We start from the raw sequence: 15,672 nt of genomic DNA, 5'->3' as shown, positions 1-15,672 counted from the left end.
CCTGTGGCGCCGATGGCGACAGTCGCGGGTAGGCACTTCAAGGAGAGACGATGAACACGATCGAACTATGGCAGCAGGCCCGCGACGAGGCGATGACGATCTCGCGGCAGGAGCCGCTGTTGACCCCCTTGATGCTGGGCGCGGTGCTCAATCGCTCGACACTGGGCGCGGGGTTGGCCTATCGCCTGGGCCAGCGCCTGGCCCACCCGGATCTGGCGGCCAATCAGTTGATCAAGCTGTTCGACGAACTGCTGGTCAGCGACCCCACGGTCGGCGAAGGCATCGGCCAGGATCTGACCGCGGTGATCGAGCGCGATCCGGCGATTCGCCAGGTCACCGAAGTACTGCTCTATCTCAAGGGGTTCCACGCCTTGACCGTGCATCGCTTCGCCCACGTGCTGTGGCAGAGCGGCCGCCGGCAGATGGCGCGCTATCTGCAGAGTCGCAGCTCCGAAGTGTTCCAGACCGATATCCACCCTGCGGCCAGAGTCGGCAACGGCGTGTTCATCGATCACGCTACCGGGGTGGTGATCGGCGAGACCACGGTCATCGAGGACGACGTCTCGCTGCTGCAGGGCGTGACCCTGGGCGGCACCGGCAAGGAAGCGGGGGATCGCCACCCCAAGGTGCGCCGCGGCGTTCTGATCGGTGCCGGCGCCAAGGTGCTCGGCAACATCGAGATCGGCGAGGGTGCCCGCATCGGCGCCGGATCGGTGGTGCTGAAGACGGTGCCACCTCACACTACCGCGGTTGGCGTTCCGGCGCGTATCGTCGGCGATGCCGGCTGCGCGGCGCCCTCGCGGGAAATGCGGCACTGCCTCGACAAGCCCCTGGAGCCGGAAACCTCGGCACGCCCCGTGCCCGCCAACGGCAAGCTCTGCTGCGGGCGCTAGTCGACGGGGTCACTCCAGCGTCAGGCGATCCGCGAGAAAACCGGACAGATCGACACTATCCAGTGCATCCAGCCAGGCTACCGCGAAACTGCCGGGGCCATGCGCCGTCAGTTCGGCCCGTTCGGCCGCAGCGGCGGCGTGCACATGGGCATAGATCATCGCATCCAGCGGGGTATCGGCGACGGCGAGATAGGCGCTGATCAGCGCCCCCAGGGCGCAGCCGGTTCCGGTCACGCGGGGTTGCCAGGCGCTACCGCCATGAATGCCGACCGTCACGGCATCGGCAGTGGCGGCCGAACGGCCCAGCAGGCGGTCGGTCCGGCCCGAGATCGCCACGCCGTCGGTCTGCGCCAGTAGCCGACGAGCGGCCGCCAGTGCCTCGCTCGAGTCGTGCTGAGTATCGACGCCGCGCCCGTCCGTACCGGTCTCCGCCAGCGCCATGACTTCCGACGCGTTGCCGCGAATCACCGTTGGCCGATGGGCCATCAAGGTCAGACTCAGCGCTCGCCGTAACGGCAGTGCCGCCGCGCCGACGGGGTCGAGCACCCAGGGCGTCTCCGACCGGCTGGCGGCTTGGCTCGCCCTTCGCATCGCGGCGATGCTGTCGGCACTGGGCGTACCCAGGTTGATCAGCAAGGCATCCGCCGCCGCGGCCAGACCTTCGACTTCATCGGGATGATCGGTCATCGCCGGAGACGCCCCGGCGGCCAGCAGCACATTGGCGACGAAGCTGACGGTGACCTGGTTGGTCAGGCAGTGCACCAACGGCGCCTGCTGGCGCAGGCGGACGTGCGTTGCCAGCAGGCGGCTCTGCCATTCGGTCGTTTGAAGCGGTGTATCGGTCATGTCGTCATCGGTTTTCTCGGCGAACCGGGCGACGGGCGCTGGTCCAGGTCGCCAGACCCCAGGCCGGCAGAATCGTCGGCACGGCCGGGGAACGTATCGCGCGCAGGTCGCCCTTGTCGCCGGTCGTTTATCGGGGATGCGTCCGTTCCAGTATAATCACGACTCATCAGCGCGAAAGCCGCCGCCACCCCGCACCGTGGCTGGACAGCCAATGGCCGAGCGGGTAGGATGGCCGCGCTGTTGGCGGGCCATTCGGCTATCCACGCCATTCGGCACGACGTCACGTCATCGCGCGCCCATAGCTCAGCTGGATAGAGTACTGCCCTCCGAAGGCAGGGGTCGCAGGTTCGAATCCTGCTGGGCGCGCCATCTGGACTTCCTGAACGTTCCGAGAAAGTCCAGAATCGTAAGAAAAACGCTTATAAATCAGCAGTTTTTATTCCCGCCTCTTCCTAAGCGTTCCTACCGAATCCAGCCGCAATGTGGTATAGATCAGGGTATATACCTGTGTTCGGAAAACCTAGCTATACCCCAATGCCGCTAACTATCAGAAAAATCGAATCAACTAAGCCAGGCCCCAAACCGATCACCCTCATTGATGGGGCGGGATTACAACTTGTGATTTCGAACACAGGGAGCCGAGGCTGGCGTTTGCGCTACACGCGACCCAACGGCAAGCGCAACATGATGAGCCTGGGGAGCTATCCCGAGGTGACGCTCGCCGAGGCCCGTGAGAAGCGCACGGACGCACGCCGGCTGCTGAGCCAGGGCATCGATCCGGTCGAGCGTCGAAAGGAGGAGAAACGGGAGCAGCAATTCTCCCAGCAGAATACCTTCCGAGCGCTCGCGCATGAGTGGCATGCGACGATGGCGCCAAGGTGGAAGGCCAGCTCCAAGCGTTCCAAGGAGAGCATCCGGTCGCTCGAGAACTACATCTTCCCGACCGTTGGGGACAAACCCATCGAGACGATCAAGCCGCTGGAGTGGCTGGAGCTCTTGAAGCGTCTCGAGCAGGCCGGCAAGTTCGAACAGCGGCGCAAGGTGCACTCGTTCTGCCGTGATATCTATCGCTTTGCTGTCATCACTGGTAGGGCTTCACATAATCCCCTCACTGATCTAACCGGCGCGCTGACCCCACACAGGCAGAAAAGCTTCCCGCACGTCTCGCAGGAGGAACTACCGGCGCTGGTCCAGGCCATCGAGAATTACCATAACCCGCTGGTACGGATCGGGCTGAAACTGCTGCTGATGACGGCGCTACGGCCAGGGGAGATGCGGCAGGCGCGATGGCAGGAGATCGATCTCGAGGGGGCTATCTGGAGCATACCTGCCGAGCGGATGAAGATGGGGCGATCACACCGAGTACCTCTGCCTAAGCAGGCCGTCGCGGAATTGCGCAAGCTACACGTCATGACGGGCCAGTACGGCCTACTGTTTCCCGGTCGCAACGATCCCACAAAACCCCTATCGGATGCTGCTTTCGGCGTAGCGCTAAAGCGTATGGGCTACCAGGGCCGGCACGTGCCACACGGATGCAGGCATGTCGTCGCAACGGGACTCAAGGAGTTGGGCTATCCCGGAGAATGGATCGAGATGCAGCTCTCCCACAAGCTGCCCGGCCTGCAAGGCGTCTACACCCACGCCGAGCATATGACTTTCGAACAGCGCCCGGCGATGATGCAGTTTTGGGCTGATCATCTCGACAATCTCAGTTGACAAAAATGTGTGTTTTTCGGGTATAGTTGCAATAGGCCTTTCGATACCTAGCGAGGTGTGCGCCCGTGACTGTCCCCGCCGAAGCTTTTCTTCAAGATCAGCTACCGCAAAAATATCAACGGCATATCAGGTCCGCCTTACAAACGGCGTACGCTGCAGCCGCGCAACTGGCCGCAGATGAGCCCATTCTAGCGACAGCGTCCGCGACAGATAATCATGGAAGGCTTATCTCTTGGGCAACGGACTTGGCTATTGAAAAGCTAATTACAACCGGAGTTTGGCCATTTGACTATGCTTGGGTTCACTTCAACAGGCCAACGGGTAGGTTTTTGCGCGTTGAGCTGCCAGATTCTTACCTCTCCATAAGCAAGGTGAGTTGTTTTAAGAAGCCACCTAGAAAAGTGGGTTTTCGTGGTAACGCGGCGCTTTCGAATCAATCTTATTTGTTTGAATCGATGGAGCAGGAAAGAAAAAGAATTGTGGGGCAACCGTCTTTCGTGTTGGTGCATGGCCATAAAAGCTTGAATTTTGCTCACATTGGTATGAGCGAGCCAAACCAAAACGAATGGATCTATCGAACTGGAAATTTGCTAGATATGGTGCATTCTATCGAAAATAGTGATTTGCCCCCGGTTGAAAGCACTGAAGAGTCGGTCCTAACTCTTAAGCAAGATATAGAAAAGTGGCGCAGAGATCAAAATGAGTAATAACGTTGTTTCCATGAGAGGTCGTGGGAATGAAACTTCTATACGAAGGATCATCCCTGAAAGGCTGATGAAGGCTAGGAAAGCGCTGAGGCTATCCCAAACCGATTTGGCTGCTCTTATTGGCGTTACGCGGCAATCTGTCTCTGCCTATGAGCAAGGGGTGAAATACCCCGATGGACAAACTGCAGTTTTTTTGGCGGAGGCTTTGAAACAGCCTATTAGTTATTTTACGGGAGAGATGCCTTCTCCAATTGGGCCATTTAGTGTTAAAACATTTCGCGCGTTCGGTGCAGCCACTCGGCGCCGTAATGACCAATGCGAAGTTCTGGCCGAATGGGTTTCTATCATCGTTGGTTTCTATAGCGAATACATAAATTTTCCTGAATTTGAGCACCCTCAGGTCCAGCCGGACTTAGATGAAGGACGCTATTCGTCATCCGCCATAGAGAAAATTGCTTCTGAAGTGAGAAAAGCTTGGGGGCTTGGAAACGGTCCCGTAGGAGATTTAATAAAGCTTGTTGAGGCGAAAGGCGTTATTGTGTCTCACCTGCCGATAAAAAATGAAAGGGTGAATGCCTTCTCTTTTTGGAGCGGTCCACGTCCTTTCATCTTCATGGCGTCTGACAGCACAACAGCGGTTAGAACGCGATTTGATATTGCCCATGAATTAGGACACTTGATACTGCACCAAGGTGTCAGCGAAGAGGATCTTGAAAATAAAGCTACGTTGAAAAGAATCGAAGCTGAAGCTAATAGGTTTGCAGGTGCATTTCTCTTGCCTGATTCAGCCTACATTAATGAGGTGTTTACAAGCCGCCTGGGAGGTTTTGTCGAATTAAAAAAGAGATGGGGTGTCTCAATAGCAGCTCAGGTTAGTAGATGCGCTGATCTTGAAATTTTGTCTGAGGACCAAGTCTTAAATTTGCGCAAGCAGATAAGCGCCAGAAAATGGAGGACTCACGAGCCTCTAGATGATGAGATTCCTAATGAAAGACCTCGAATGCTTCAAAAAGCTGTTTTGATGCTGCTAGACAATAACATCGTTAGCAAGTCAGAAATCCGTCAAAAGCTGAGCTTCAACACCGAGCTGGTTGAAGCGCTTTCCAATCTTGAGCCAGGGTTTATGTACGATAAAGTCTGTGGCGAACAAGTTGTAGATTTGAAACTGAAGTGAGGTTGTCTTCGTATTAGGTGTTTTGACTTGTGTGTACCATGTGTCTGTAAGCTACAAGCTCGGATAAAACTCATGTGACGTGAAGTCATCTTCGATTAATTCAGGCTAGAGTTGGCCAGGTAATCAACTCGTTTTGACTTGTAGCCCCATCTCTTCCAAGAGCTGGGGCTTTTTTCGTCCGTCAACACGCGTCGATCACGAATTTTCGCCGCCCTCGTTGTAGATCGCGAATCTACAACGGGCGTTCCTCGCAGGTCACTTTTTACCTAGGCAAGCTGAGCATGTCCCAAGCGCAATGCCCCGGCGCTGCCTGGGTCAAGCGGCCAGCGTAGGTTTTTTGCGGTCCGCGATCTGTAAGCCATCGATTTACAGTTAGCGTTCCTCGCTGGTCGTTTGATGCTTGGGCAAGCTAAGCATGTCCCGCCGCCGACTGGCCCCGGGCATGCCATGACAGCCAATGAGGAACCCATGGACAACGCCACATCGACAGCCGCCCCGTACCAGAAAGTCGAGCGCCTGCAGCTCGGCAATCGTCTCCTTCGCCGCCGCGACGTGGAGCTCAAGACCGGCAAGAGCCGATCCGCGATCTACGCCGGTGTCAGCAACGGCACCTTTCCGGCCCCGCTGCCCATCGGCGACAAAAGCGTCGCCTGGCTCGAGGAGGAGGTGGATAGCTGGATCGCCAACCGCCTCGCCGAGCGTAACCGCACGCTGGCCGGTCGCCGGATCCAACACTTCGGCACCCACACCCAGGAGGCTCGCGCATGAAACGCTTCACGCTGACGGTCGGCGGACAGACGCTCGATTTCACCGACCAAGATGTCCCGGCACTGGATGAAGCCCTGAACGTTGCGATCAATAGCGCCGGGCGGGAAGTGGTACGCCACAGCGCCAGTGGCGAACGTATCGCCGTTCTGATGCACCGCAATGGCGGCATCGGCAAGCACTCCACGCTGCCCCGCGATCCCAACACGGTGTTGATGCGCGACCTCAATCGCGGTCCGGATTACGACCTGACGGACTGCTAGACCCGCCGCACGCTCGCACCACTCAACGACAGCGAATCATCCAGCCGCTCGGCGTCTACGCCGAGGGGAACAGGGAGGCTTTGTGCCCAACAAACGCGAAAACCCCGGTCAGCGTGGGGCTGCCGGGGCTCTCGAAGACACTCTTTGCAACGACGATCCTAGCAAATTCCGGCGCTGTGTCACGCCCCGGCACACGCCGATGGTCCGGGGGCTGGCGCTGGCCATTCGTCATCCTTTGGCCGGGGAGGACTTGCGCCTTCCCAACGGGTCCGGCTACGATGCCCGAGCTGCGGCAAAATCCGCAGCCGGGCGTGGAAACCCGAGATCAAATAGGCGCAACAGCGCCCCTACCTTTGCAGGCGCTTTTTTTGTGCCCGCAAAGCGTCGTTATGGCGGCTGTGCGTGGGCGGGCTTCGGCCCGGCCGGTTTCCTATTTGACCGGTTTTCCACCCCGCGTACAGTCGCCTCCAGTCCCGTGGAAAGGATTGTTGGTGACTCCTGGAATCAAATAGGAGCCTCACCCATGGCAGAACACGCCCCCCGTGCGTCCGCACGATCCGTTATTCCCCCGCATCAAATTGCCACCGCCGTCATCGGCGCGAAGTTGATCGCCTTTCGCGTCAATCGTCGTCCCGAACAGCTCGCTCACCTGCTGGGCATGACCCGCATGGCCGCCGAGCTGGGCGCGATCACCCAGGAAGAGCGCCAACAGTTCCTGGCCGACCTCGACATCCTGATGGCCGAGGGGGCGACCCATGGGTAAGCGCCTCGAGGACGCCAACTGCCTGACCGAATCCGAGTGCCTGCTGATCGATCCGCGCGCCGACCGCGAAACGCTGCTCGATCACGCCGAGATGCGCCTCGATGCGGTCAAGGATCTGATGTTCACGCTCTCGACCATGAACGGCCAGGATCGCGACCTCACCTCGGTCGATCTCTCCAACTTGGCCACGGTCTCGCGCTACCTCACCGGGGACGCCAGCGACCTGCTGGTGGCCGCCCGGCGTCTCGACGCCGAACAGCGCGCCGCCCAGCGGCAGGCCGTTCATCGGGCGCACGGGACGGGAGGTGGCCATGTCTGAGGTCATCGCCAAGATCCAGCGCGTGTCCCGCGCCTCGCTGGCCCACGCCGAGACCCTCGCCCGCGAATGGCTGCCCCAGGGCAGCCGCCGGGGCAGCGAGTGGGTCGCCCGCAACGTCGCCCGGGGCGACCGTGCCAGCGGCTCGTTCGGTGTGTCGCTGGTTAGCGGCAAGTGGAACGACTTTGCCGACAACAGCGCCCACGGCGGCGATCTGGTCTCGCTCTACAGCTACCTCAACGCCTGCCGTCAGGTCGACGCCGCCATGGCGATCGATCGCCGCCTGGGGCTGGGCGTGTTTCGCCGGGGCGTCACGCCACCGGTGAACGCCGCCGCCGAGGCCGCCGCGATGGTGGCCTATCGCCAACGCCTCGAGGACGACGCCGCCGAGCGGGAACACGCTCGCCAGGAAGCGGCGGACCGGGCGCGGTCGGCATGGCGCGCCGCACGGCCCGCGCCCTCGACGCATCCCTACCTGATGAACAAGGGCATCCCGGCCTACCACCTGCGTCAGTGTCGCCGTGGCTGGCTGCTGGTGCCGCTCCATTCCGGCGGCGAGCTGGTCAATCTGCAGTGGATCACGCCCAACGGGCAGAAGCGCTTTCTCAAGGGCGGGCAGGTCCAGGGTGCTTACGCCGTGATCGGCGAGATCGTGCCGGGTGGCCGGGTGTACGTCTGCGAAGGCTGGGCGACCGGGGCGACGCTCCATCGCCTTACCGGGGATCCCGCCGTGTGTGCCATGAACGCCGGCAACCTGCGCGCCGTCGCCGAAAAGCTGCGCAAGGCACTGAACGGTTCGCTGGATCTCGTTATCGCCGGCGACGACGACCGACAGACGGCGGGCAATCCCGGACGACAGGCGGCCAACGACGCCGCGCTAGCCGTCGGCGCGATGGTGCTCTATCCCAAGTGGCCGGACGACTGCCCCGACGATCTGACCGACTTCAACGACCTGTATCGCTGGCACCGTGCCCGGCTCGATGCCGAGCAGGCCGGAGGTGACCATGAGTGAATCGCAACCCACCCTCTCGCTGGTCGGCGAGCCAACGGCCCCCAACCTCGACCGCCTCGAGCGGCCCGCCTTCGCGGTCTACGAGGGACCGATCAGCGCCGATGGCAAGACGTTCCGCGCCGGGACGTGGTTCCACGGCATCAAGCACTCCAACGGCGACGAGGCCGGCCAGCCTTACGACGTCTGGATCTGCGCGCCGCTCCACGTCGACGCCGAGACCGTCAACAGCGACGACGGCAGCGTGGGGCGTCTGCTGCGCTTTCGTCACCGGGGCCGCTCGGTGGAACACGTCATGCCGATGGAAGCGCTCGCCGGCAAGGGCGAGGAAGTGTTGAAGGCGCTCATGCGCCAGGGGCTGGAGATCGAGTACAACCAGCGCCGCCACGTGCCGGCCTACATCGCCAGCCACCACGGCCTCGACCGCATCCTGGCCACCACCACCCGCCCGGGCTGGCACGACACCAGCGGCGCGTTCGTGCTTCCCAACCGGATCATCGGCGATGCCGACGTGCGCTTTCAGGACAGCGGCAAGGCCGCCCACCTCTTCACCGAGCGGGGCACGCTCGAGGCGTGGCAGGCCGAGGTGGCCCACTACTGCCAGGGTAACCCGGTGCTGATCCTGGCGGTGGGCTGCGCGCTGGCCGGGCCGCTGCTGTCCCGCGTCGGTGTCAACGGCGGCGGCGTGCATCTGGTCGGCGATTCCTCCAGCGGTAAATCGCTGGCGCAGTCCCTCGCCGCGTCGGTCTGGGGCAATCCCGGCGTCTTCGCCGCGTCCTGGGACATGTCCAAGGGCGGCATCGAGATCGAGGCCTCCTCGCGCAACGACACGGTGCTGATCCTCGACGAGATCAAGCGCGCCGATCCCAAGCGCGTCCAGGAGATGGCCTACGCCATCGCCAACGGGACCGGCAAGGGCACCATGACCCGGGAGCGGGAAGGACGGCCCAAGCTCTACTGGCGCGTGCTGGCGCTCTCCAGCGGCGAGCGCTCGCTCTCCGAACACGCGGCCATCTCGGGTAACAGCGCCCACGCCGGGGCCGAGCTACGCATGGTCGACGTCAACGCCGGCACCCGCACCTATCGGGCGTTCGATGACGTGCACGGCACCGATGGCGCGTCGTTCCACCGCCGACTGACCACGGCGGCCTCGCAGCACTTCGGCCAGATCGGGCCCGCGTTCGTCGAGCGGCTGGTGACGGAGAGCGACCCCGATCACTTTCACCGTCGCTTCAAGGAGGTGCGCCAGCGCTTCGAGACGTCGAGCCCCCAGGCGGGCCGGGTCGCCGACCGCTTCGCCGTCATCGGTCTGGCCGGCGAGCTCGGCATCGAATACGGCCTCCTACCCTGGCCGCCCACCAGTGCCGCCCGGGCCTGCCGGCAACTGTTCCTCGAGTGGCTCGCCAGCGTGGGCGACGGGAATGCCGAGGATCGCCAGATCCTGGCCGCCCTCTCCGACTTCATCGCCCTGCACGGCGATAGCCGGTTCTCCGACATCGCCGCCACGCTGCCCAACCCCAACGTGCGCCATCGCGCCGGGTACTTCGAGATCGACAACGGCAAGCGGCTCTATCTGTTCAACCGCGCCTCGCTGGCCGAGGCCGCCGACGGCTACGGACGCGCTCGCATCATCCGCACGCTCGAGACCAGCGGCGTGCTGGCCAAGAGCGATGGCAACCGCCACCAGAAGAACTATCGCCTGCCAGGGGGCGGATCGGCACGGTTCTTCGTCATCGATCCCGACAAGCTCGACAGCGACCGAGGCGCGACATGACCGATCCGCGCCCGGCCAATCCACCCCAGCCAGCCACCGAGACCAGGAGCGACACCCGCATGACCGACATGACCCACAACGCCGACAGCCACACGCAACCGACCGGAGAGACCGAGACCATGACCGACGCCAATGCCCGCCCCAAACTCGAGCGGGGCCGGCTTGCCCAGTGCGATTTTCGATTCGTGCCGTACGAGAGCGCGGTGGATCCCATGGAGCGGGAGCGTGTGCTCGCCCGGTTGGAGAAAACCCGAGCCGACTACCTCGAAAAGCGAGAGCAGCTAAAGGGCGCAGCCGAGAACGAAGCGACCATCGCCAAGATGAAAGCCGCCGCCGAGCGTCAGCGCGACGAGGCCAGCCAGAACTGGCAGCGTGAGTTTCGAGAAAACATGGGCGCTCAAAGCAAAAGCCTGCGCAGCCAGTGCAAGGCGGAACGCGAATGGCAGCTCGAGGCCGAGCAGCAGACCGAAATGCTGGAGCGGATCAAACCGCAAATGGAGTGGATGAGGCTCCAGACGCAGTTGGCGCGTGAAGCCTTCAGCCGCGCCCTCCGCCACGCTCGGAAGGCGGACAATCAGTCGGCGCTGTTCGACGCCATGGAGAGCCTGTTCGATTCGCCGCAAGGCGAGACGGTAGCGTCCCGCCTCCAGACGCTGAGAAGCCGGATCGAGGCCGACCTGTGCAACGATATCCCCTATATGTGGGCGGCTTTCGGCGCCGACGTCGGCACGCAACCGGGCCCCGACATCAAGCACCACATGAGTCCGGATCAGCGAGCGACGCTCGCGAACGAGGTCGAGCGATGCTATCTGGCCGCACTCGGTGAAATGGTGGTGGCTGCGGTGCCCAAAGGCATCGAACCCGTCAGCGACGAGACGCTGTCCGGGCTCGCACCTTTGAACTGCGAGGATGGGCGCAACATCTACGAGACTCACATCGGTCGAGTCAGGCGCGTCAATGAGCTGCAGGCCGAGCTCCAGATCCCCCACTAGCTCCGACTCCAATCACGTCTGATCGAGGCCTCCCCCATGGAGGCCTTTTTCATGCGTGGTCGGCGGCTCGCGTCGGAGAGCGACACGACAACCGGCCAGCCGAGACCGTCACCCCACCCAACCCCATCGCTCGCCAGAGAGGGAGTCTCTGCACCTGGACGGCGACCCGCCGACACCATGGCGACCGGCCCGGCCACCGAGAAAGGAGTTTTTCACAGGAACCTAGTTTTTGTGGCAACACTGGCAACAAGGCAACGCCCAGCAATGACGGGGGCTGTAGCGTTGCCTATAGGAATAAGGGAATGGCAACAATGGCAACACATCTCCTTGTATCAGTAGTCCCCCTCTGACCCTGTTGCCATTTTGAAAAGTGGCGGCAACGCGTTGCCATGCATAACTCATTGAAAATAAAGGATGTTACCACCGTTGCCGCGTTGCCACGATTTTTGAAAACAGTCAGGGGAATATTGGGGGATCTGAGACACACGACACCCACGGCGACGCACTGACCCCTTCACCTCCTGGCGAGCGATGGGGTTGGGTCTGTCACCCGATCCTGGCCAATAGAGATCGCTTGAGGGGGCACCAGAGCCAGCGAGAGCGTCCTGGTGCACCGACCCGACGTAATGGACCAAGATTGCCCGCCACGTTGCCTACAGCGGCACTATGACCCCGCCTCGGCAGTGCGCCCCCACGCCGCGCGATCAGCACCCCGCCCCGCCCGCGGGCTAAATGGGTCGAAAATTACGCAGATGCAGAAACCGCCCCGAGCCGCACTACTGCTGGCGCGGATGCGGGGGAGACGGTGCAGAAAAATTATGCGGATTTATGCAGTTTCACCCACTCCCAACGGTTAATAGAGGGTGAAAAACGCTCAAGTCTGTTCGCATGACGTCCGATAGACAAAAGGGGCATTCCTGAGAGAGCCTGAGTAAGTCAAAGTGTTACCATATGGTAACTGTGCGCTTAGTTCTGATCGTCTTACAGGGTCGGGACATCCTCAACTGCTGCATTCAACGACGGTTCGCTGTCGACGTCCCGCCTGTGCGCTAAATGGGGCGGTGTTGATGCAGCGTTGCATAGGACTTCAGGTCAGATAAGAACTGGGGGCGGGGCGAGTGAAGGGGCGGACAAATAGTGTGGGATGACGCGTTTTGATGCGTCGCGAGATCTTCTGATTAAGGCCTACCTACCGCCTAAGAATCTTTGCCGTCGTTTTCAGTAAATCATAGCCAGTTTATGCGCTATTAGAATTGCTTACATTGATCGATAGAATGCCTGGTTCAAGGTCGAAATTAAGATACACAAGTGGTGGTTAATATCTTGTGGGAAAATTCCTGCCCTTGCTAAATAAAGAGAGAGTGGATGACGGAAATGTTCGTGAAAATTGATGACACGGAAGAAATTCGCCAGGGCGATATTATCCGTAAACTCAACCCCAAGACAGGTGAAGCAGAGAGGCTTGGAATGGTGATTACAGCAGATTGCGATATCGCCAATAAGAAAGCCAGCGAACGCTACACCTGGTTGGAAATCGTGCCAATGACAACCTACATAAAAGGCCCTTGGGCAGAAGAGCAGTTGCGCAAGCTCTCCAAGAAGCGTTCCAACGCGATATGCGATTATCTAAATGCTCAGATACGTAAACAGCAGCTCGGTCTTGCGGCACTTACACACGAGTCATTGAGGCAATGGCTGCGCAGCAATACTGCCGAAGGAATCCTGACGAGTGCTACCGGTAAGGCACCAACACCTGATAGCAAGTCGCTGCGCGATCTCCAAGGCTTTGCGCTCACGGTGAACACCGACGAAACTCAGAGCGCTTTCAACCGTTTGAAGGCCGCATGGACACTCTTCGGCGTCGAAGAGAGGACTCAGCGGGAAAGCATACGCAATGCTTTAAAAGACGACGGCGGCTTCCCGGACTATTTCGTACTTCCAGAGCTGCCCCGGCAGCCCGGGTTCGGCTATGTGGTAATGCTGCGCTCAATGCGGACCATTATGGCCTTCGACCTGTACCTCACAGAGCAGGACGCTCGTATCAATGACCACCCGCGTGCTTTTCATCGCTTAGGCCGTCTTAGCGACGGCGTGCGCTTCTCGATCACGCAGAAACTGGCATTCCTCTTCTCACGTATTGGCATGCCCACGTCCTTCGAGTCTGCCTGCGAAACCGCAGCCGAACTCACGGTCGAGGAAATATTTGAAAATAATACGAACGAGGTAAGAACATGACGACGACCTTATCCGCCCTTGTAATTGACCAAAAGGCCATAAACATCCTAGATCGAGCATTTATAGAGGATGCTTGGCTGCAGAAGTTCGAGGTGCCGCAGAATGCTGATGGTTTGCGCCGCGTGGAATCGAAAGACATCGTCTATCTGCTGTCAAGGAATGCAGACATATGCGATAGCTACCTGATAATTGATACTGGTGTATTCGCTCCCGCGACCGGGCTTGCCAAGCCACGCACGGCTTTTGAGAGGGTGCTTCGCGTGGCTTTGCGCCACTTCGACCGCAATATTGCCATTCCCGTGCAGTGGCAGCCGTATCACGCCGGCTCACGGCTTTCGATTTTCGCGCAGTCTATCCGCGACACTCAGCAACGGATCTACTTTGATCAATCACCTGATGGCACCAACAATCTTTATGCATTTGCCGTCACTAGCAACCCAGAAGATTTGGATGGAGTGTCGGAGGATCGCGCGTTGTATAGACGCGCGGTGGAAGGAATCTGTGATGCACTGCTAGCAGATCCTCCGGCTTCTCCGCCCGTGGGGAACTTTGGAGTTCTTCTGTCCGAGCCTCTTGTTCGACTGGCGAGTGCGGGGACATTACAGGAGTGGTATGACAAGCGCTTGAACCGCGAGCAGCGCACATTCGTCGATCAATCGCATGACAGGCCCGTGCGGCTGCGTGGAGCCGCAGGCACAGGCAAAACACAATCAATGGTAGTGAAGTGTTTACGCGATCTGTATGCCGAAACTGACGGGGACAAAACTTTCGCATTCTTGACCCACAGCTCTGCATTGGCCCATACGATCGTGCGAGGCATGCTACACGCACTAGACCCCACGGAACGTTGGACATTCCTCAAGACCCCTTCCGGGCAGCCTAAGCTTTGGATCGGTACCGTTTATGAGTTGGCGCAGGAGAAGTTGGGCTACGAGAAGAAGGGCCTGAAGCCCTTATCTCTGGACGGTAGTGATGGTCGAGAGTACCAGCGGATGCTAATTAAGCAGGCCATCGATCAAGTTGTGCAGGACCCTCGTATCGTACTTGATATATTTCCCGGATGTCCTGATTTTCAGAAGCGACTGGAGCATTGCGAAGAAGACGCCTCGCTCGTTGACGAACTCATGAACGAGTTTGCCTGCGTGCTGGACTTAGAAGCTATCAAGAAGGATACCCACGAAGCCAACCGTTACGCGCGCGGCTCTAGGGAGCCCTGGCAGATGGTTTTACCCAGTGAAGCCCATCGGCGCGTAGTCCTAGAGATCCATGATGTCTATCGGGCATTACTGCGAACGGAGAAGATGCTCAGCATGGACCAAATGATCGCTGACTTCGACGGCTACCTCGACACCCATGAATGGGGGGCGCTGCGCGAGCGGGATGGTTTTGATTTAGTATTTGTCGACGAATACCACTACTTCACGCGCGCCGAAGCTATGTTGCTCCATAACTTATTTAAGACGCGAGCACAGATTGGCGGCCGCTGGCCGTTACTCATGGCATACGATATAAAGCAGAGCACCAGCGACATCGCCATTAGTGGAGGAATGGAGAAGTTCCGTAATCCTGGAGTCGGTGAATCCGTTCTGACTGAACTCAAACAGGTCTATCGCTCGACACCACAGATCACCGCGTTCCTGCGTGACCTCGATGCTGCTTTCCCGGCCATGGACTTAGAGGGCGAGTACGCCACTTATGTGGTCGACTCGCAGCAAGAGGACGGCGAAACGCCCACTCTCATCGTTTACGAAACTGACATTAAACTAGTCGATAGCGTGTTTGAGCAAGCCGCCCGTATGGCTCGTGAAATCGATGGCGGCGGTAGCCAAGTGGCTGTGTTGTGCCTGAACGAGGAGCTGTTTGGTAAGATTCGCGTCGCCGGTCGCGTTCGGGAAAAATTTGTGCCGATCACATCGCGCGAAGACTTCAAAGAGCTGCGTTACGCAAAAAAGAAATGCGTCTTCAGCATGCCGGAGTTTGTGGCAGGGCTACAGTTTCACACTGTATTTCTCATCCATGTGAACAGTGCGGACTACGACGAAGAACAAAGCCAAGGCTCACGTCGACGCTATGTATCGCGCATCTATCTCGGCGCGAGTCGGGCCGCGTGTAACATTGTGCTGGCAAGCTCCAAGGAATTAGGCGGGCCATGTCAATTGTTGGATGTGCCGTTGGCCAACGAAACCTTGCGGCGCGTTAGCTAAAAACTTCGCATTAGC

General features: G+C 59.7%; 14 protein-coding genes and 1 tRNA gene. 14 read left to right on the top strand and 1 reads right to left on the bottom strand.

All coding sequences use genetic code 11. From position 1 onward, the window contains the following. Positions 1–50: 50 nt before the first annotated feature. Positions 51–893: a serine O-acetyltransferase gene (cysE, locus tag DOM45_RS14125; protein WP_110601534.1), complete on the top strand. Its 843-nt coding sequence runs from the start codon at positions 51–53 to the stop codon at positions 891–893. A 9-nt stretch (positions 894–902) separates the two neighbouring features. Here cysE and thiM read toward each other — a convergent pair whose 3' ends face one another. Further along, complete coding sequence (gene thiM / locus DOM45_RS14120; protein WP_110601533.1) at positions 903–1,739, bottom strand: hydroxyethylthiazole kinase; 837 nt, start codon at positions 1,737–1,739, stop codon at positions 903–905. Positions 1,740–2,031: 292 nt separating this feature from the next. Here thiM and DOM45_RS14115 point away from each other — a divergent pair. The 13 genes from DOM45_RS14115 (at position 2,032) to DOM45_RS14060 (ending at position 15,657) form a co-directional block, all read left to right on the top strand. After that, positions 2,032–2,108: transfer RNA gene (locus DOM45_RS14115), tRNA-Arg, on the top strand. 111 nt (positions 2,109–2,219) lie between these two features. Further along, positions 2,220–3,455, top strand: a complete 1,236-nt coding sequence (locus tag DOM45_RS14110) for an integrase arm-type DNA-binding domain-containing protein (RefSeq protein ID WP_110601532.1) — start codon at positions 2,220–2,222, stop codon at positions 3,453–3,455. Between the two features lie 65 nt (positions 3,456–3,520). Next, positions 3,521–4,162 (top strand): hypothetical protein, encoded by a 642-nt coding sequence (locus DOM45_RS20095; RefSeq protein WP_157958441.1) that lies wholly within the window; start codon positions 3,521–3,523, stop codon positions 4,160–4,162. After that, the gene (locus DOM45_RS14105) at positions 4,155–5,336 is read left to right on the top strand and encodes an XRE family transcriptional regulator (RefSeq protein WP_110601531.1); all 1,182 of its coding nucleotides are present in this window, start codon (positions 4,155–4,157) and stop codon (positions 5,334–5,336) included. The genes DOM45_RS20095 and DOM45_RS14105 overlap by 8 nt, the downstream gene beginning before the upstream one ends. Before the next feature lie 468 nt (positions 5,337–5,804). After that, positions 5,805–6,104 carry a helix-turn-helix transcriptional regulator gene (locus DOM45_RS14100; RefSeq protein WP_110601529.1) on the top strand — a complete coding sequence of 100 codons (300 nt, stop codon included), beginning with the start codon at positions 5,805–5,807 and terminating at the stop codon, positions 6,102–6,104. Next, entirely contained in the window at positions 6,101–6,364 is a 264-nt protein-coding gene (locus DOM45_RS14095) for a hypothetical protein (protein ID WP_110601528.1), read from the top strand. The genes DOM45_RS14100 and DOM45_RS14095 overlap by 4 nt, the downstream gene beginning before the upstream one ends. 523 nt (positions 6,365–6,887) lie before the next feature. After that, positions 6,888–7,127 carry a hypothetical protein gene (locus DOM45_RS14090; protein ID WP_110601527.1) on the top strand — a complete coding sequence of 80 codons (240 nt, stop codon included), beginning with the start codon at positions 6,888–6,890 and terminating at the stop codon, positions 7,125–7,127. After that, positions 7,120–7,446, top strand: coding sequence for a hypothetical protein (locus DOM45_RS14085; protein WP_110601525.1), 327 nt, complete (start codon positions 7,120–7,122; stop codon positions 7,444–7,446). Before DOM45_RS14090 ends, DOM45_RS14085 begins: the two co-directional genes overlap by 8 nt. Further along, the gene (locus DOM45_RS14080; protein ID WP_110601524.1) at positions 7,439–8,455 is read left to right on the top strand and encodes a toprim domain-containing protein; all 1,017 of its coding nucleotides are present in this window, start codon (positions 7,439–7,441) and stop codon (positions 8,453–8,455) included. Before DOM45_RS14085 ends, DOM45_RS14080 begins: the two co-directional genes overlap by 8 nt. Beyond that, positions 8,448–10,226: a DUF927 domain-containing protein gene (locus DOM45_RS14075; RefSeq protein WP_110601522.1), complete on the top strand. Its 1,779-nt coding sequence runs from the start codon at positions 8,448–8,450 to the stop codon at positions 10,224–10,226. The genes DOM45_RS14080 and DOM45_RS14075 overlap by 8 nt, the downstream gene beginning before the upstream one ends. Next, positions 10,223–11,218, top strand: a complete 996-nt coding sequence (locus DOM45_RS14070) for a hypothetical protein (protein WP_110601521.1) — start codon at positions 10,223–10,225, stop codon at positions 11,216–11,218. Before DOM45_RS14075 ends, DOM45_RS14070 begins: the two co-directional genes overlap by 4 nt. A 1,365-nt stretch (positions 11,219–12,583) precedes the next feature. Beyond that, positions 12,584–13,453: a hypothetical protein gene (locus tag DOM45_RS14065; protein ID WP_110601519.1), complete on the top strand. Its 870-nt coding sequence runs from the start codon at positions 12,584–12,586 to the stop codon at positions 13,451–13,453. Next, positions 13,450–15,657 (top strand): UvrD-helicase domain-containing protein, encoded by a 2,208-nt coding sequence (locus tag DOM45_RS14060; protein ID WP_110601517.1) that lies wholly within the window; start codon positions 13,450–13,452, stop codon positions 15,655–15,657. The genes DOM45_RS14065 and DOM45_RS14060 overlap by 4 nt, the downstream gene beginning before the upstream one ends. Positions 15,658–15,672 lie beyond the last annotated feature (15 nt).

Origin of the sequence: Salinicola lusitanus (assembly GCF_003206045.1) — a bacterium.
In the GTDB taxonomy this organism is placed as follows: domain Bacteria; phylum Pseudomonadota; class Gammaproteobacteria; order Pseudomonadales; family Halomonadaceae; genus Salinicola; species Salinicola lusitanus.
Note: the sequence above shows the minus strand (reverse complement) of the source record. Positions and strands in the feature narration are given on the sequence as shown.